This window comes from Micromonospora sp. NPDC048040, from assembly GCF_055587185.1.
The window spans coordinates 415,017-432,448 of the sequence record NZ_JBVJGT010000001.1 but is presented as its reverse complement, the minus strand read 5'-3'; the positions used below and the strand labels follow the sequence as shown (position 1 = coordinate 432,448).

The following is a 17,432-nucleotide window of genomic DNA, read 5'->3' as shown; positions in this document are numbered from 1 at the left end:
TGTGTCACGCTGGCGGCATGAGCGACGTGATCTTCCGGGAGGCGGTCCGGGCCGACCTGCCCGCCGTGCTGGCCCTGCTCGCCGACGACGTGCTCGGGAAGTCCCGGGACTTCACGGAGGTCGACGACGCGTACGAGAGGGCGTTCGCCGACATCGCCGCCGATCCGCGCAACCAGCTCATCGTGGCCGACGCGGACGGTGCGGTGGTCGGCTGCATGCAGCTCACCTACATCCCCGGGCTCGGCCGGCACGGCGCGGAGCGGCAGCTCGTCGAGGCCGTCCGCGTCCGCTCGGACCGGCGCGGGCAGGGCCTCGGCCGGCAGATGATGACCTGGGCCGTCGACCAGGCGAAGCAGCGCGGCTGCGCCCTGGTGCAGCTCACCACCGACAAGACCCGCCACGACGCCCACCGCTTCTACCTCAGCCTCGGCTTCGTGGCCAGCCACGAGGGCATGAAGCTTCCGCTCTGACCTCGGGCCCGACCCGCCGGCCCCGCCTTCCGCGAGCCGCGCGGTGGCCCGGGACCGGGGGACGCTCCCCCGCGTCGGGGAGCCGGTTCACCCACCGGCGGGGTGGCGGGCCGTCCTCGGCCGGCGAGGCTGGAGCAGCAGCCGCCGAGGAACGGAGTCCGTCATGAGCACCGCAACCGCCATCGCCCCGTCGAGTCACGCCCGGGACGGACGATCGGCACCGCGGTGGGCGGTGCGGACCGCCCACCTGATTCCCCTGATCACCCTCCCGTCGGGGCTGTGGCGCATCGCACTGGTGGCCGGCGTCCCGATCGGCGCGTTCGTGAACGGCGAGCCGGTCCGGGTCGGCGGTTGGGAGGCCGTCTACATCCTGGCGCTGAGCGTGGTCCAGGAGGCGCTGGCGCTGCTCTCGATCGGACTCGTCCGGCAGTGGGGCGAGATCTTCCCACGCTGGCTGCCGCTGGTCGGCGGCCGGCGGGTGCCGCCGCCGTTCGCCGAGACCGCGGCCACCGCGGGCGGCATCGCGCTCATCCTGATCTGGGGGTACGCCGCGATTGGCGGGCTCCCGCGCGGCGACGGGTTCGGCTTCTCCCCTGGCGGGATGGCGTTGCTGTTGGCCTGCTACACCCCGCTGCTGCTCTGGGGTCCGCTGCTGCTCGCGCTCACCGTGGCCTACCACCGGCGTCGCTGCCGGGACTGAGTGCGCGACGCGCTCGACGCCCGGGCCCGGGCGCCTCGGTCGCCCCGGTCGCCGGCACCCGGGGGGGGGTCCGCACCGCACGTCGGTGCGGACCCGCCCCGGTCAGCCGTCGACCAGGCGGCCGTCGCGGAGGGTGAGGACGCGGTCGGCGAGGTCGATCAGGGCCGGGTCGTGGGTGGCGACCAGCGCGGTCATGCCCCGCGCGTGCACGACCGCCCGGATCAGGTCCATGATCGCGCGGCCGGTCTCCGAGTCGAGCTGGCCGGTGGGCTCGTCGGCGATCAGCAGGTCGGGCTCGTTGGCCAGTGCCCGGGCCACCGCCACCCGCTGCTGCTGCCCGCCCGACAGCTCGTACGGCCGCTGCGCGGCGTGCCCGCCCAGGCCGACCAGCTCCAGCAGCACCGCCACCCGCTCCTCCCGCTCGGCCGCCGGCACCCGCGCCAGCCGCAGCGGCACGCCGACGTTCTCGGCGGCGGAGAGGATCGGCACCAGCCCGAAGGTCTGGAACACGAAGCCGACGGTGCCCCGGCGCAGCTCCAGCAGCTCCCGCTCGCCGACCCCGGTCACGTCGTGCCCCGCCACCACCACCCGGCCCGAGTCGGGCCGGTCCAGCCCGCCGACCAGGTTCAGCAGGGTGGTCTTGCCCGCCCCGGAGCGGCCCCGTACGGCGACCAGCTCGCCCCGCCCGGCGCAGAAGGACACCTCCCGCACGGCGTGCACCGCGTGCTCGCCGCGGCCGAACGTGCGGCTGACCTCCGTCACCCGGACCACCTCGTCGGTGACCGCGACGCCCGCCACGCTTGCGCCGGGCCGCCCGTCCGCGACGTCCCCGGAGCGCCCGTCCGTCACCGTCCCGCCGGGGCGCCCGTCGACCGTCGCCCCGTCGTACCGGCCGTCCGCCATCACGTCCCGCTCGCTCATGATCCCGCCCCGCTGCGCTCGGCGCGGCCGACCGGCCCGGCCACGCGGTACCGACTGATTCCTGGCCCGCTCACTGCGTCGCCTCCCGCTCGTCCCGCGCCCGGTCGCCCGGCCGCACCTCCACGTGGTCCGGCTCCAGGTTGAGCCGCACCCGGTCCCGCAGCGACAGGGCGTCGACGAAGGACGCCGGCAGCTGCATCCGGCCGGTGCGGTCGAGCACGGCGTACTCCTCGCTGACCAGCTCGGTGCTGCCGTCCGCGCCGATCCGCGCCGTCCGGCGTACCTCGGAGGCGGTCCGGCCGTCGCGGATCGCGACGGTCCGGCGGACCTGGGTGGCCACGGCGTGGTCATGGGTGACCACCACGATGGTGACGCCGAGTTCGGCGTTGATGGTGCGCAGCGCCCCGAACACCTCGGCGCCGGTCGCCTCGTCCAGCTCACCGGTCGGCTCGTCGGCGAAGAGCACCTCGGGGTCGTTGGCGACCGCCACCGCCACCGCGCAGCGCTGCTGCTCGCCGCCGCTGAGCTGCCCCGGCCGCCGGTCGGCGCAGTGGCCGACGCCGACCAGGTCGAGCAGTTCCCGCGCCCGCTCGCGGTTGGCCCGCCGGCCGCCCCGCCGACCGGCCAGCCGCATCGGCAGCTCGACGTTCTCCAGCGCGGTCAGGTACGGCAGCAGGTTGCGGCCGGTCTGCTGCCAGACGAACCCCACCATGTCACGCCGGTAGCTCAGTCTCCGCCGTGCGGAGAGGTTGAGCAGGTCGTAGTCGCCCACGCGGGCGATGCCGGCGGTGGGGGTGTCCAGCCCGGAGAGGATGTTCAGCAGGGTCGACTTGCCGGAACCGGAGGCGCCCACGATCGCCACCAGCTCGCCCCGGTCGATGACCAGGTCGAGCCCCTGCAGCGCGACCACCTCCACCCCCTCGGTCTTGAAGATCCGGACCAGCCCGTCGCAGACGATGTGCCCGCGCAACAGGTCCCGGCCACCGGCCCGCTCCGCCGCACGCTCGGCGGCCCGCTGTTGCAGGGCGGCCAGGTCCGGCACGGCGGTGGTCTCCGCGGTAGCGGTCATGTCAGCTCTCCTCTCCGAGCCGGAGCACCTCGCCGAGGCGCATCCGGCGGTTGTTCAGGGCCTCGACGGCGACCGCGAAGCCGAGGGCGACCGCCCCCAACGCGACGACCCCCGCCGCCAGGCCGGGCTCGAACGCCACCCGGACCTCCACGCCGTCGGTGAAGGCGGACAGGCCGAGCACCGGCGTGAGCAGCAGCGGCAACACCGTGCCGACCAGCGCGCCGGTCACCACCGAGACGCCCACCAGCGGGGCCAGTTCCACCACCAGCAGCCCGCGCCACTGGCGCCGGGACAGGCCGAGGGTGCGCAGCCGGGACAGCACCTGGCCGCGCTCCCGGGCGCCGGCGAGCACCGTGAAGGCGATCGCGAGCAGGCCGAGCGCCGTCCCGCCGGCCGCGCCGGCGACGAAGCCGAAGGCGAGCACCCCGTTCGCACCGCCCTCGCCCACCTGCCGGCGGGTGTCCGCGAAGGTGAGCACCTCGACGCCGCGCAGGCGCTCCCGGCCGACGACCGTCCCGCCCGTCTGGAAGCGGGACTGCCCGGCGTCGCCGACCCGGCGCAGCGCCTCGACGTCCAGCCCGTCGCCGACGACCAGGAAGCCGGTCGGCACGGCGGCGTAGTCCCGGCGGGGCAACGACTGCCAGGGCAGGATGACGAACCGGCTGCTGCCCGCGCGCAGCAGCGGGAAGCTCTCCGTCCGCTCGGCGACCCGGAACTCGTACCGTTGGCCCTGGGCGCTGACGAAGGCGGAGCCGTCCAGGCCGGCGTCGGCCAGCTCGGCGGCGACCGCCGGGGAGACCACCGCGGGCAGCGGCCCGGCTCCCCCGGCGGGGGTGCGCAGCGCCGCGGGCACCGTCACGTCGACGCCGGCCTGGCTGACCATCCGGGCCAGGGCGGGGCCGTCGACCATCAGCACGGTGACGCTGCCGAGCCTGGTGTCGGTGCCGACCGCGTCCTTCGTCAGGTGCTGGCCCGCCTCGTGCAGCACGGGGCTCGCGGCGCGCACCCCCGGCAGCCGCTCCAACTCGGCGCCCGTGTCCGGGGCGATCCGCTCCCCCAGGATCAGGGCGTCGGCGGGGACCGTCCGGCTGGCGGCCCGGTCCCGGCTCGCCTCGATCCCGGCGGCCGTCACCGCGCAGAACGCCGCCGTCGCGATGGCCAGCACGACGACCACCAGTGGTACGGCGACGACCGACCGGCCGGCCCGGGCGGTACCGAGGAAGGCGACGCTGCCCCGGGCGCGGGCCGCGAGCCGGCTGACCAGCCGCAGCGGCCACGGGTACAACCGCATCGCGACCACCGCCGCGGCGACGGCCAGCAGCACCGGGACCGAGACCAGCAGCGGATCGACCTCGCCGGGAGTGAGGCCACGGCGGCGCAGCAGCACGACCGCGAGACCCGCGAGGACCAGCAGCGCCGCCTCCACCGTGAGCCGACGCACGGAGGGGCGCGCCCGGACCAGGTCACGCCGCCCGGTGCCGCCGGTGGAGACGGCGAGGGTGGCCACCGGCAGCGCCGACGCCACCAGGACGGTCGCGACGACGGCGAGCCACCAGGTCTCCCCGGGCGCCCCGGGAGCGAGGCCGCCGAGCAGCCAGCCGAGCGCGGCGGCGGGCGGCACCACCAGCAGCGCCTCGGCCAGGCTGCGGCCCGCGTTCGTGGTGGCCGCCCCGCCCCGGGCACGCAGCAGGACGAACTCCGCCCGGCGTCGGCGCACCAGCAGCCCGGCGGCCAGCGCGACGAGGCCGGCCAGCGTGGCCAGCACTCCCGCGGCGATCACCCCGAGCACCGTCCGGGCGCTGTCCACCTCGGCGGCGAACTCCCGCAGCGGGATGTCCAGCCCCTGGATGATGTCCCGGCCGGCGGCCTCCCGGGTCGTCTGCTGGAGGCCGTCGATCACCTGGTCCAGCTCGCGGACGTCAATGCCGTCGGCACCCAACCGGTAGCGCCAGCTGAACGACATCGGCCAGCCGGCGACGGCCTGGCGGTCCAACGCCGCGCCGTCGACGACGCCGACGATGATGAAGGGTTCGCCGTCCCCCTCCGGCTCGACGATCCGCAACAGCGGCGGCAGGCCGTCCCAGAACCCGTCGGTGCCGGCGCGGGGCTGGAAGAGACCGACCACGGCGACCTGGACGGGGGGCATGGATTCGAAGGGTGATCCGGCAGTCGGCGCGGCGAGGGTGAGCCGGCTGCCGAGCCGCAGGTTCAGCTTGTGGGCGACGTCCTCGGCCAGCGCCACCTGCACCGGCTGGCCCTTCGGCGCGTCGGCCGGCCAGCGCCCCTCGACCAGGGTGCCGGCCTCCTCGACCCCGGGCACCGCCCGCAGGCCGAGGTCGACCAGGAGGTTCTTCGCCGCCAGGTCCGGGCCTCGCACCCGGCTGGCCGCGATCTCCGCGGTGAACCACCGCTGTTCGACCATCTGGCGTACGACCGGCGGCAGTCCGGCCTCCAGCTTCGCCAGGTCGCCCTGGTGCGCGGCCACCAGAGAGGTGTCGGTGTCCGTGTAGACGAGCGGCCCGGTCGAGTACGTCACGTCGCGCTGCTGCGGCGGCACGGCGCCCAGGTGGGACCGCAGGCCCTGCTGGGCGTGATCGTTGACGATCCTCGGCACGCCGCTGATCACCAGCATGGCGACCAGCGTCAGCGCCGCGAGCAGCAGGAACTGTCCGCCGTACGCCCGTACCCGGCGGGTGACCGCCCCGATGCTCACCACGCCCCGTCTCCGCTCCTGGTCGTCCCTACGCTCCACCCGGTCACCGGTCTCCCCCGATCCGCAGCTGCGCCACGGCCACCCGCTGCCGGATGCCGAGGGCGATGAACGCGCTGAAGGCGAGTGCCGCCAGCAGCAGGCCGAGCGCGGTCAGGCCGATGGGCAGCCAGGGCACCACGAAGGCGGCCTCCGGCACCGGCCGACCGGCGGACGGCGTGAGGATGACCAGCGGGGCCATGGTCGCGCCGACCGCGGCGCCCAGTAGCAGGCCGACGCCGACGCCGATGCCGGCCAGGAAGGTCTGCTCGGCCAGCAGCGCCCGGGCCAGCAGCCGGGGGCTGGCGCCGAGCGTGTGCAGCACGGCGAACTCCCCCAGCCGGTGCCGGGCGGTCGCCCAGACGTCGACGACCAGGCCGACCAGCGCCAGCAGCACCGAGCCGAGCGCGGCGGCGAGCAGCCCGGTGCGGGCCCCCTGCCAGTACGGGTCGCCGGCGGCCCGCTCGGCCACCTCCCGCCGGTCGAGCAGCGTGGTGCCGGCCAGTTCGGCCGCCCCGCGGGCCGCCTCGGCGTGGCCGTCGCCGTCGGTGCCCAGCCACCACTCCGCGACCGGCCGGACGGCGCCCCGGTCCCGGATCAGCCAGTCCGTCGCCGCCGGCAGGTCCAGCAGCACGCCCGCGCCGGCCGTGGACGGCACCTGGTCCAGTTCGCCCACCAGCGTGACCGGCAGCGTCGCGCCGGACAGCACGAGGTTGACCGTGTCACCGGTACGCAGACTCAGCGCGTCGCGCACCGCCGGGGTCATCAGCGCGGGTACCGGCCGGTTCTCGGCGGCCGGCACCAGGGCGAAGCGGCTCGGCGGCTGGAACGCGAACCGGCCCCCCGCCAGGTACTCGATCTTCCGCTCGGCGCTCAGGCCGGTGGCCGTGACGTTCGCGCTGACCGGTTTCCCCTGGCCGTCGGCGGCCACCCACCCGCCGGCCAGCGACGCCGGCTGGGCCGCGCCGTCCGCGCCGACCAGCCGCAGGTCCGACACCTCCAGGCGGTACGCCCGCCCGCGCGCGTCCCCGCCGTCGATCTCGAAGCCGGACAGCCGCACGGCGCCCGCCCCGTCGGGGACGGCGACGGTGAACGGCACCGGCCGGCCGTCGCTGCCACTGCTGCCCGCCGGAATCCGGAAGGCCAGCCCGTCCGCCCGGGTCAGCAGCACCCAGAGACCGATCTGGTGCGGCGTGACGGCGTCCCGCACGGGCGTACGCACGGTGCCGGTGAGGGAGCGGGTGCCCGCGGGCAGGTCCATGCCGGCCGGCGCGCCGCGCGCCCGGGTCAGCCGGTCCAGCAGCGCCGGCACCGGCTCGTCGGCCAGTCGCTCGTTGAGCCGCAGCACGCCGGCCGCGCCCGCGGCGTCCAGGCTCACCACCGTCGTCGGCAGGTCGTCGCGGCCGAGGCGAATCTCGTCCCGCCAGGCGGGCAGCAACCCGTCGACGCCGGGCAGCACGCCGAACTGACCGGCCCGGTCGTCGGGCGCCGCGCCGGTGCGCTCGACGACCCGCAGGTCGGCGCCGACGGTGTGCTCGGCCTGGTCGCCCTGCGACCGCTCCCCCGTCGTCACCAGCGACCAGGCCAGGGTGCTGCCGCCGACGGCGAGGGCGAGCAGCAGCACCGGGCCGGCGTGCGGGCGCCGGCCGGCCTGCCACATGCCGAACATCGTCGCCGTCCACGGCCGGCGGTCGACGAACCGCTCGGCGAACCGGGTCGCGGGCGGCAGCAGCCGCAGCGCCACGACCGCGCCGGCGAGCACGCCCAGCGTCGGCGCGGCGACCAGCAGCGGGTCGACCCCGAGCCGCCCGCCGGCCCCGGTGACCGGCGAGGAGTACTGGCGCAGCTGCGTCCAGGCCAGCACCGCGAAGCCGACCAGCACCAGGTCGAGGCTGGCCCGCTGGACGGTCGCGGCACGGGTGGGACGGGACCGGGCCGCCATGTCGGCGACGTACGTGCCGGCCCCCCGCAGCGTCGGGACGACCATCGCGACCAGGCAGCCGGCGGCGGTGGCGGCCGCGGCGGCCCAGACCAGCGTGGTGTTCCCCGAGGAGAGCGCCAGCGGGGCGGCACCGTCGGTGCCCACGTGCCGCAGCGCCTCGCCGGCGATCAGGGGCCCCAGCACGCCGGCGGGCAGGACGACCAGCGCCGCCTCCCGGGCCGCCAGGCCGGCCAGTTGCCGCCGGGCGGCGCCGCGGGCCCGGAGCAGGGCGGTCTGGCCCCGCCGGTCCTCGTGCAGCAGTGCGGCGACCAGCACCAGCGCGTACCCGCCGAGGACCACGATCAGCAGCAGCGGGGTGGCCAGCGAGGAGCGCCCGACCAGGTCGGCCCGGGCGACGCGGTCGAGCAGCCGGTCGATCGCCGTGACGGTCTGGGCCGAGGAGCCCAGCCCGGCCGCCTCGGGCACCTCGGCGACGGCGGCGCTCAGCGCCGCCCGCACGTCGAGCAGCCGGCCGGCGCGGGCCACGGCCGCGAGGTCCGGCTCGACCACCCAGGACGCCGACACCGCGCCCGGGTAGGTCGCGACGAAGTCGGCCCGGTCCAGCACGAAGGGCCCGTACGAGGTGCCGGAGTCCGCCGCGCTGCCGGCGCCCACCCCGGGGGCCAGCAGCCAGTACGGGTCGGCCGCGTCGCGCGGGCGCCACGTCCCGACGAGCACCACCTCGCTGGTCTTCTCGGACCTGCGGTCCAGCATCGGCACCCGGTCGCCGGTGGCCATCCCGAGCGCGCCGGCGACCTTCTCCGGCAACGTCACCTGCATGGGGGACGCCCCGGGGGTGGGCCACGCGCCGCTGCTCAGCTCCGCGTGGCGGGGCAGGTCGTCGAGGGTCGCGAGGCTGGCGAAGACCGGGTCGTCGTCCTCCCGGACCACCGGGCCGAGGTCGCCGGTCAGCTCGCGGCCACCGCCGTAGCGGGCGACGTCGACGGTGATCGGCGCACCGCCGAGACCGGCGGCGAAGCCGTCGCGGACCGCCCGGTCCCGGGTGGCGAACTCGGTCGCGTCCCGGCCGGCCGCACCGCTGACCAGGACGCTGCGCTCCTCGAAGGACGCCCCGGTGAGCAGGGCGCGCTGGCCGGCCTCGACGGCCCGGCGGTTGTAGTCGGAGAGGCCGGTGACCAACGCGACCGCCACCAGGGCCGCGACCACCGCGGCGAGCAACAGCCCGCGCGCCTCGTGGGCCCGCCTCCACACCAGCTTCATCCGATGCCCTCCCCTGGCCCGCTGTCGGGCCGACGATCAGGGAGAGGGGCGACGGTCCGGGAAAGGTTCGCGCCCGTTACTTGATCGTTACCAGATCGGCGGCGGTCCATCGTCGGGGCGCGGGGCGGACGGGATGGCGGCGCCGTGCTTCGATCGCCGGATGGAGATCGTCCTCACCGTGCTCGTGGTCGCCGTCGTCGCGCTGCTCGCCGCCCAGGTGCCCGGCAGGGCCGAGCAGGCGCGGACCGCGTACCGGCTCGCCGAGATCGAGCGCCGGCTCACGCTGGTGATGGACCACCTGGGCGTGGTGGACGCCGCGCCCGTGCCGCCGGGGGTCCGGGAACACCTGGCCCGGGGCGACAAGATCAAGGCGATCGCCGCGTACCGGAAGGCGACCGGCGCGGACCTGCGCTCGGCCAAGTAGGCCGTGGAGGCGTACGCCGACCGGCGGTGACGGCCACGCCGCCGGGCGGCAGCACGAGAGCCCGGCGCGGGCCGGTCAGCGGGGGCGGTCGCGGTCCTTGGAGGGCTGCACCCGCTTCGGCTCGCCGGGCATCTTGGGGTGGTCCGGCGGGTACGGCATGTCGCCCTGGCCGGCGGCGGCGTCCCGGTCGGCCCACTCCAGCAGCGGGGTGATGTCCCACGCCGCGTCGTCGATGCCGGCGTGCGGGTCGCCGCGTTCGGCCAGCCGGGCCGGGACGCTGCGCAGGTCGAAGTCGTCCGGGTCGACGTCGGGCAGCTCGTCCCAGGTGACCGGGGTGGAGACGGTGGCCCGGGCGTTGGCCCGCAGCGAGTACGCGCAGGCGATCGTGCGGTCCCGGGCCATCTGGTTGTAGTCGACGAAGACGCGGGTGCCCCGCTGCTCCTTCCACCAGGCGGTGGTGACCAGCTCCGGCCGGCGCCGTTCCAGCTCGCGGGCGAGCGCTATGGTGGCCCGGCGCACCTCGGTGAACGTCCAACGTGGCGCGATCCGCAGGTAGACGTGCACGCCGCGACCCCCCGAGGTCTTCGGCCAGCCGGGGATGCCCAGCTCGTCGAGGAGCCCGCGCAGCTCGCCGGCGGCGGCGACCGCGTCGGCGAAGTCGGTGCCCGGCTGCGGGTCGAGGTCGATGCGCAGCTCGTCGGGGCGGTCGACGTCGGCGGCGCGCACCGGCCACGGGTGGAACACGATGGTGCCCATCTGGGCGGCCCACGCCACGTGGGCCAGGTCGGCCGGGCAGAGCTCGGCGGCGCTGCGGCCGCTCGGGAAGCTGATGGTGGCCGTCTCCACCCACGGCGGCACGCCCCGCGCGGGCACCCGCTTCTGGAAGAACGCCTCCCCCTCGACGCCCTCGGGGAAGCGCTGCAACGTGGTGGGACGCCCGCGCAGCGCGCGCATGATGCCGTCGCCCACGGCGAGGTAGTAGTGGAAGACGTCGGCCTTGGTGAAGCCGCGCTGCGGGAAGATGACCCGCTCCGGACTGGTCAGCCGTACGGTGTGCCCGGCCACCTCGATCTCTTCGGCCGCGGCCTTCGTGCCACCCATTGCGCGACCATATGCCACACCCCCGACGTCCGACGTACCGTTGGCGGGTGAGTCTTGACGAGAGCGAACTGCCCCGCACCGAGGAAGAGTGGCGGGTCCGGCTCAGCCCCGAGGAGTTCCGGGTGCTGCGGGAGGCCGGCACCGAGCGCCCGTGGACCGGCGAGTACGTCGACACGAAGACGCCGGGGATCTACCGCTGCCGGGCCTGCGGCGCGGAGCTCTTTCCGAGCGACACGAAGTTCGACTCGCACTGCGGGTGGCCCAGCTTCGACGACGCCATCCCGGGCGCGGTCAAGGAGATCGAGGACCGCAGCCTGGGGATGAGCCGCACCGAGATCCGCTGTGCCCGGTGCGACAGCCACCTCGGTCACGTGTTCCGGGGCGAGGGCTTCACCCCCAGGGACACCCGGCACTGCGTCAACTCGGTCTCCATCCGACTGGAGCCGCGCGCCGACGCCTGACGCGGGGGCGCCGCTGGGTCGGGCGGCCGGGCGACCCCGACCACGGGCCGCCGGGTCAGCGCCGGGCCGCCGCCAGCCCGGCCAGGAGCGAGACCTCGGCCGTACGCGAGCGCTCGACGCGTCCGGCGAGGTCACGCACCCTCGGGTCGCTACCGACCGCCAGGTGCGCCCGGGCCAGGTCGGCCGCCGCGCCCTGGTGGGCGCCGAGCACGTCGAGCAGGACGCGGTCGACCTCGCCGTCCGGGGCGGCCCGCAGGCGGGCCAGGTCCCCGGCGGCGGTCCCGTGGTCGTGGTCGTGCCGCTGGGCTGCCCCGGCGGGCCCGGCGTCCCGCAGCCAGCCGCGCATCGTGGCAAGCTCGTCGGACTCGGTGACCTCGATGGCGGCGACCAGGGTACGCAGCTTCCGGTCGGTCACCCGGTCCCGGCCGAGCCGCACCATCTCCAGCGTCTGCTCGGTGTGCGCCGCCATGGTGGTCAGGAAGACCACGTCCAGCCCGCTCAGCGCGCCCCCGGTGGCCGTGGCGGGCGCGGGCGCGGGGGGCGCCGGGGGTGTCCCCGCGCCGCAGCCGGACGCCAGCAGCAGGGCGGCGAGCAGGGCGACCGTGCGCAGCCGTCGCATGGCGTACTCCGATCCGGGGGTGGTGACGGGTGCGGCGGGCGCCGGGGGCGGGCCGCACCCGTACGGTCAGACCTGGGTCCAGAGCGCCGGCACGTAGGGCGGTTCCCAGCCGGGGATCGCGGTGTGCGCCTGCCGGCAGCGGTACGTCAGCCCGCCGTAGGTGACCTGGTCGCCGGCCTGGTACGCCCGGCCCGCCGTCCAGCTGCCGCCCGGGGCGGGAGGGGTGGTCGGGGAGGCGGTGGGGGTCGGGGTGGGCGACGGGGCCGGCGGCGTCGGGCTCGGCGTGGGCGACGGGCCGCCGCCCCCGCCGACCTCGAGGTCGACGCAGGAGTAGAAGGCGTTGGCGGTGTCCGCGATGTTCCACACGGCGAGCACCTTCTGCCGTCCGGGCCAGCCGCTCAGGTTGACGGTGTGCGAGACGGTGGCTCCGGGCTGCCGCCCACCGCCGTCGAAGACCGCCACCCGGGTGCCACCGACGAAGTACTCCCAGTTGCTGGTGGCGTGCCGGGCGGTGTTGGTCCAGGTGAAGGTCACCGAGGAGCCGACCGCGGTGGCGGGCCAGCCCCGGCTGTCGTCGTTCAGGACGGCGAAGTGGGCGATCCCGGCGTGGCAGCTGCGCAGCCCCTTCGGGCCCTCCACGCTCTGCGGCTCGTACTTGATCTGCCCGCAGTCCGGGACCCGGCCCTGGGCGCAGAGCGCCTGGCGGCTCGGCGGCCCCGACACGTAGCCGTGGGCCTGGGCGGGCGCCGCGACGGCCAGGGTGGAGACGACGGCGCCCGTCGCCACGAGCGGGATGGTGATTCTTCGGCGCATGGTGGCAGCTCCTTCGGAACTTCGGGCTGGTGAGGTGCCACCCAACATAAATTAAACCTTCTTAACAGTAAAGACTCCTGTCGATAAAAACATCGACGACCCTCAGCGCACCGCCCCTCAGAGCAACAGCAGGCCGCCCCGCTCGTCGATCCGGTCGGCGGAGTCGTCGTCCAGCCACACGCCACCGCTGGCGAGGTAGCGGAAGCGGTACTCACCAGGGCCGAGCCGCACGGTGACCGTACGGGTGCCGTCGCGGCGCGGGAACGCAACGGCCGACACGCCGGGGGCGACACGCCGCCGAATCCGACCGGCTCGACCGTTTCGACCGCCAGAGCCGCGCGCGTACCGCAGGCTTGGGAAAACGTGTCCTGTTTCGGGGGGTTATGTCGTGGCAATCTGCGAGGTCTGCGGTAACGACTACTGGATGGCGTTCGAGGTGCGAACCGTCAGCGGCGACGTGCACACCTTCGACTGCTTCGAGTGCGCCGTGCACAAGATGGCACCGATCTGCGAGCACTGCCAGATAAAGATCGTCGGGCACGGGGTGGAGGTGTCCGGCCGGTTCTTCTGCTGCGCGCACTGCGCCCGGTCGGAGGAGGGCGCCCAGGGCGCCGAGATCCGCGACGCGGTGGGCGCCCGCCCCGCCTGACGCGGGTTCACCGGGGGGCCGCCGTCGACGGGGTGATGCGGCGCGGCGATCGGGCCGGGCGGGACGCCCGGGACTGCACGACGATGGCGGCGAGGACGACCAGCCCGCCCGACAGCTGCGCCGGGGTGAGTTCCTGGGCGAGCACGAGCCAGCCCAACGCCGTCGCCACCAGCGGGCTGAGCAGGCCGAGGAAGGTGACGGTGGTGGGTGTGAGGGCGCGGATGCCACGGAACCAGAGGGCGTACGCGAGGGCGGAGCCGACGAGCGTGAGGTAGCCGTACCCGATCAGGTTCCCGGCTGTCAGCACCGCCGGCGGGGGACCCTCGACCAGCACGGCGACCGGAAGGAGCAGCAGGCCGCCGGCGGCGAGCTGCCAACCCGTGGTGGCCAGCAGCGGCGCGGGCGACGACCACCGCTTGCTGAGCACCACGCCGCCGGCCATCACCACCGCGCCGCCGAGCGCGGCGGCGACGCCGACGCCGTCGAGGCGGGCGTCCGCCCGCAGCACCAGCAGCCCGACCCCGGCCACCCCCGCCGCGCCGGCGAGGATGGTACGCGGGGTCAGCCGGTCGCCGAGCACGCCGGCGGAGAGCGCGGCGACCAGGAGCGGCTGCACCGCGCCGACGGTCGCGGCGACCCCGCCCGGAAGCCGGTACGCGGCGACGAACAACAGCGCGAAGAAGAAGCCGATGTTCAGGGCGCCGAGCACCGCCGCCCGCCACCACCACGCGCCCCTGGGCAGTTGCCGGGTGACCGCGACCAGGAGGAGACCGGCGGGCAGGGCACGCACCACCGCGGCCAGCAGCGGGCGCTGCGGGGGCAGCAGCTCGGTGGTGACGAGATAGGTGGTGCCCCAGATCGCCGGGGCCAGCGCGGTCACGCCGAGGACGAGCGTTCGGTTCTTTAGCACTGAGATAATTTAGCTCAGCGCTAAGGTAAGTCCCGAGGTGTCCGCCGTGAACTACCTCACCGCTAAGGCACCGCTGCTAGGGTGATCGGATGGCCGATCACGTCGACCGGGTGCTGGCGCAATGGGCCGCCCAACGACCGGATCTGGACGCCTCCCCGATGGGGGTGTTCGGTCGCCTGTCCCGGCTCTACCGGCTCACCGGGGCGGAACTGCACCGCACGTTCAGCGCGCACGGCCTCGACTCCGCGTCCTTCGACGTGCTCGCCACGCTGCGCCGCAGCGACCCGCCCCACCGGCTGACCCCGACCCAGCTGATGCACTCGTCGATGGTCACCTCCGGCGCCGTCACCCAGCGGCTCGACCGGCTCGAGGCACGCAACCTGGTGACCCGCACCCGCAGCGACACCGACGGCCGCGCGGTGCAGGTCGGCCTCACCGACGAGGGACTGGCGCTCATCGACCGGGTCCTGCCCGACCACGTCGCCACCGAGAACCGGCTGCTCGCCGCGCTCACCCCGGCGCAGCGCGACACCCTCGCGGACACCCTGCGGACCCTGCTGGAGTCACTCGGCGACACGCGCAGCCCCTGAGTCGATCTACCATCGCCGCATGCCGCCGCAGAACCTTCCGGTCCGGGTCGCCTCGTTCGCCGACCTGGACGCCCGCACCTTCCACGACCTGCTCCGGCTCCGGATCGACGTGTTCGTGGTCGAGCAGGCATGCCCGTACCCGGAACTCGACGGGCGGGACGTCGAGCCCGGCACCCGGCACCTGTGGCTCGACGACGGCGGCGCGCCGACGGCGTACCTGCGGATCCTCGCCGACCCGGGCGGCGTGGCGCGGATCGGGCGGGTGGTGGTCACGCCGCGGGCGCGCGGCGGCGGGCACGCCGGTCGGCTGATGGCGGCGGCGCTGGAGGTGGTCGGCGACCGCCCGTGCGTGCTGGAGGCTCAGTCCCACCTGGTCGACTTCTACGCCCGGCACGGCTTCGCCGTCAGCGGCCCCGACTACGTCGAGGACGGCATCCCGCACACCCCGATGCTCCGGGAAGGCATCGCCCAACGCCAACAGACATGACTGCCTCCGGGCAGAGCGGAGCGCCGGGCCGCCCGGCGGGCCAGCCCTCCTCCGGGCACTGTCGAGCTGCCCCACCGGTGAGACCGGCGCCGGAAGGGCCGCCGCCCCACCGGACGGGGCAGCTCGACAGCGCGGTGCGGGCCGGTCTCGGGCCTACGTCAGACGAGGCCGTTGACGATGTCGGCGACCGAGCGGCGGCGGCCGGTGTAGAACGGGATCTCCTCCCGGACGTGCCGGCGGGCGCCGGAGCCCCGCAGGTCGCGCATCAGGTCGACGATCCGGTGCAGCTCGTCGGCCTCGAACGCCAGCATCCACTCGTAGTCGCCGAGCGCGAACGAGGCGACCGTGTTGGCCCGCACGTCGGGGTAGCCGCGGGCCATCTTGCCGTGCTCCGCGAGCAGCTCGCGCCGCTCGGCGTCCGGCAGCAGGTACCACTCGTAGGAGCGGACGAACGGGTAGACGCACAGGTACGGGCGCGCCTCCTCGCCGGCCAGGAACGCCGGGATGTGGCTCTTGTTGAACTCCGCCGGCCGGTGCAGCGCCATCTGGGACCAGACCGGGGTGAGCGCCCGCCCCAGGGTGGTGCGACGGAACCGCAGGTACGCGTCCTGGAGGTCGTCGCTGGAGGCGGCGTGCCACCAGATCAGCAGGTCCGCGTCGGCGCGCAGGCCCGAGACGTCGTACGTGCCGCGGACGACCACGTCCTTGCCGGCCAGTTCCTCGAAGAGGGTCTCGACCTCGCCGGTGACGTTCTCACGCAGCGACGGAAGTGGGCTGCTGGCCCGGTACACCGACCACATGGTGTAGCGGATGCTGGCGTTGAGCTCCCGCAGCCGGGCCGCGTTGGTCTGCTCGGTCATGTCCCCGATCCTCCCAGTGCTGTGATGATCTCTTCGGCCGCCGTCTCGCCGGAGCGGACGCAGACCGGGATACCGACGCCGTCGTACCCGGCGCCGGCCAGGACGAGCGTCGGGTGGTGCGCCCGCAGGACCGCCCGCGCGGCGGCCACCCGGTCGGCGTGACCCGGGGTGTACTGCGGCAGCGACCCGCCCCAGCGCTGCACGTGCCCGGCGACCGGGGTGGGCAGCGGCACACCGAGCACCGCCGACAGTTCCCGGTGCACGGTGGCGACCAGGTCCTCGTCGGTGCGCTGCACCTGCCGCTCCTCGCCGTACCGGCCGACGGAGGCGCGGACCAGCGCCAGCCCGTCCGCCCGGCGCAGGTGCCCCCACTTCGTGGTGAAGAAGGTCGACGCCTTGATCAGCAGCCCCTCGGTGCCGGGCACCAGGAAGCCGGACAGCTCGGGCAGCTCCGGCTCGGGCAGCGCGAGGGTGACCAGCGCGACGCTGGCGTAGTCCAGTTCGCCGACACGCTCGGCCGCCGCTGGCGCCGGACCGCCGAGCAGCCGCGCCGCCGGCCGGGCCGGCACGGCCAGCACCACGGCGTCGACGTCGACCAGCTCCGGGGCGCGGGTCGGGCCGACGGTCAGCCGCCACCCGGCCCCGGTCGGGGTCAGCTCGCGCACGGCCGCGTCCCGCCGGATCGTCGCCCCGCTCGCCGCCGCCGCGGCCCGGACCAGCGTGCTGAGCCCACCGGCCAGGGTGCCGAAGACCGGCGTACCCGGCGACCGGGGAGCGGCGGCCTGCGCGGCGCGCACCGCCCCCACCAGGGTGTGCTCCACCCGGGCGGCCCGGGCCAGCGCCGGCATGGTGGTCGCCAGGGACAGGTCGTCGGCCCGGCCGGCGTAGACGCCGCCGAGCATCGGGTCGACCAGCCGGTCGACCACCTCGTCGCCGAACCGGGCCCGGACCAGCGCGCCGACCGAGACGTCGTCGTCCGCGCCGAGCAACGGCCGGCCGGCGTCGGTGTCGGCGTCCGCCGCCGGGCGCGCGACCGTGGTCACCCGCTCCAGATCCCCCGGTACGCCCACCAGCGTGCCGCCCGGGATCGGGCGCAGCGCGCCGTCGACCACCAGCGCGGCCTGCCCGACGGTGGGGTGCACGATGCGTTCGCCCAGGCCGAGCCGGCGGACCAGGGCCACGGCGGCGGACTCGCCCCCGGCCGGGTCGCGCATCAGGAACGACTCCGCCCCGAACTCCACCGCCGAGCCGGCCAGCTCGCCGGTGCGCAGCTTGCCGCCGAGCGCGCCCGACTGCTCGTACACGGTGATCTCGGTGTCGGCGGGGGCGCGGTCGCGCAACCGGACCGCGGCGGCCAGCCCGGCGATCCCGCCGCCGACCACCGCCACCCGCCACGGCGCCCGCATG

At 75.6% G+C, this 17,432-nt stretch carries 17 protein-coding genes and 1 pseudogene; 7 read left to right on the top strand and 11 right to left on the bottom strand.

Annotated features, from left to right (window positions below; genetic code table 11):
* Positions 1-17 precede the first annotated feature (17 nt).
* A complete protein-coding gene (locus ACZ6O2_RS01945) occupies positions 18-470 on the top strand; it encodes a GNAT family N-acetyltransferase (RefSeq protein ID WP_466021670.1) in 453 nt (150 codons plus the stop codon).
* Positions 471-633: 163 nt separating this feature from the next.
* Complete coding sequence (locus ACZ6O2_RS01940; RefSeq protein WP_466021669.1) at positions 634-1,170, top strand: hypothetical protein; 537 nt, start codon at positions 634-636, stop codon at positions 1,168-1,170.
* Positions 1,171-1,272: 102 nt separating this feature from the next.
* Here the strand turns inward: ACZ6O2_RS01940 and ACZ6O2_RS01935 are convergent, their stop codons facing one another.
* From ACZ6O2_RS01935 to ACZ6O2_RS01920, 4 genes are all read right to left on the bottom strand, one after another.
* Positions 1,273-2,091, bottom strand: a complete 819-nt coding sequence (locus ACZ6O2_RS01935) for an ABC transporter ATP-binding protein (RefSeq protein WP_466021668.1) — start codon at positions 2,089-2,091, stop codon at positions 1,273-1,275.
* 70 nt (positions 2,092-2,161) lie between these two features.
* Positions 2,162-3,160, bottom strand: a complete 999-nt coding sequence (locus tag ACZ6O2_RS01930; protein ID WP_350711066.1) for an ABC transporter ATP-binding protein — start codon at positions 3,158-3,160, stop codon at positions 2,162-2,164.
* A gap of 1 nt (position 3,161) precedes the next feature.
* Positions 3,162-5,912, bottom strand: a complete 2,751-nt coding sequence (locus ACZ6O2_RS01925) for an ABC transporter permease (RefSeq protein ID WP_466021667.1) — start codon at positions 5,910-5,912, stop codon at positions 3,162-3,164.
* Between the two features lie 4 nt (positions 5,913-5,916).
* Complete coding sequence (locus tag ACZ6O2_RS01920) at positions 5,917-9,111, bottom strand: FtsX-like permease family protein (RefSeq protein WP_466021666.1); 3,195 nt, start codon at positions 9,109-9,111, stop codon at positions 5,917-5,919.
* Positions 9,112-9,271: 160 nt separating this feature from the next.
* On the opposite strand from ACZ6O2_RS01920, the gene ACZ6O2_RS01915 reads away from it, so the two are divergent.
* On the top strand, positions 9,272-9,535 hold the full coding sequence (locus ACZ6O2_RS01915; RefSeq protein ID WP_466021665.1) for a hypothetical protein: 264 nt from the start codon (positions 9,272-9,274) through the stop codon (positions 9,533-9,535).
* 75 nt (positions 9,536-9,610) lie between these two features.
* Here the strand turns inward: ACZ6O2_RS01915 and ligD are convergent, their stop codons facing one another.
* Complete coding sequence (gene ligD / locus ACZ6O2_RS01910) at positions 9,611-10,636, bottom strand: non-homologous end-joining DNA ligase (protein ID WP_466021664.1); 1,026 nt, start codon at positions 10,634-10,636, stop codon at positions 9,611-9,613.
* A gap of 47 nt (positions 10,637-10,683) precedes the next feature.
* On the opposite strand from ligD, the gene msrB reads away from it, so the two are divergent.
* Entirely contained in the window at positions 10,684-11,097 is a 414-nt protein-coding gene (gene msrB, locus ACZ6O2_RS01905) for a peptide-methionine (R)-S-oxide reductase MsrB (RefSeq protein WP_350711057.1), read from the top strand.
* 55 nt (positions 11,098-11,152) lie between these two features.
* On the opposite strand, the gene ACZ6O2_RS01900 is transcribed toward msrB, so the two are convergent.
* From ACZ6O2_RS01900 to ACZ6O2_RS01890, 3 genes and pseudogenes are all read right to left on the bottom strand, one after another.
* A complete protein-coding gene (locus ACZ6O2_RS01900; protein ID WP_466021663.1) occupies positions 11,153-11,716 on the bottom strand; it encodes a DUF305 domain-containing protein in 564 nt (187 codons plus the stop codon).
* A gap of 66 nt (positions 11,717-11,782) precedes the next feature.
* Complete coding sequence (locus ACZ6O2_RS01895) at positions 11,783-12,529, bottom strand: lytic polysaccharide monooxygenase (RefSeq protein WP_357453882.1); 747 nt, start codon at positions 12,527-12,529, stop codon at positions 11,783-11,785.
* A gap of 117 nt (positions 12,530-12,646) precedes the next feature.
* A pseudogene (locus tag ACZ6O2_RS01890) lies at positions 12,647-12,790 on the bottom strand (early set domain-containing protein); the annotation flags it as partial.
* Positions 12,791-12,917: 127 nt separating this feature from the next.
* Between ACZ6O2_RS01890 and ACZ6O2_RS01885 the strand changes: the two are divergent.
* Positions 12,918-13,178 (top strand): Prokaryotic metallothionein, encoded by a 261-nt coding sequence (locus ACZ6O2_RS01885; protein ID WP_466021662.1) that lies wholly within the window; start codon positions 12,918-12,920, stop codon positions 13,176-13,178.
* 7 nt (positions 13,179-13,185) lie between these two features.
* Here the strand turns inward: ACZ6O2_RS01885 and ACZ6O2_RS01880 are convergent, their stop codons facing one another.
* Complete coding sequence (locus ACZ6O2_RS01880; RefSeq protein WP_466021661.1) at positions 13,186-14,088, bottom strand: EamA family transporter; 903 nt, start codon at positions 14,086-14,088, stop codon at positions 13,186-13,188.
* Between the two features lie 89 nt (positions 14,089-14,177).
* On the opposite strand from ACZ6O2_RS01880, the gene ACZ6O2_RS01875 reads away from it, so the two are divergent.
* Positions 14,178-14,678, top strand: a complete 501-nt coding sequence (locus tag ACZ6O2_RS01875) for a MarR family winged helix-turn-helix transcriptional regulator (RefSeq protein WP_466021660.1) — start codon at positions 14,178-14,180, stop codon at positions 14,676-14,678.
* 19 nt (positions 14,679-14,697) lie between these two features.
* Positions 14,698-15,165: a GNAT family N-acetyltransferase gene (locus ACZ6O2_RS01870; protein ID WP_466021659.1), complete on the top strand. Its 468-nt coding sequence runs from the start codon at positions 14,698-14,700 to the stop codon at positions 15,163-15,165.
* 158 nt (positions 15,166-15,323) lie between these two features.
* On the opposite strand, the gene hemQ is transcribed toward ACZ6O2_RS01870, so the two are convergent.
* Entirely contained in the window at positions 15,324-16,025 is a 702-nt protein-coding gene (hemQ, locus tag ACZ6O2_RS01865; protein ID WP_350711044.1) for a hydrogen peroxide-dependent heme synthase, read from the bottom strand.
* Positions 16,022-17,431: a protoporphyrinogen oxidase gene (hemG, locus tag ACZ6O2_RS01860; protein ID WP_466021658.1), complete on the bottom strand. Its 1,410-nt coding sequence runs from the start codon at positions 17,429-17,431 to the stop codon at positions 16,022-16,024. Before hemG ends, hemQ begins: the two co-directional genes overlap by 4 nt.
* Position 17,432 lies beyond the last annotated feature (1 nt).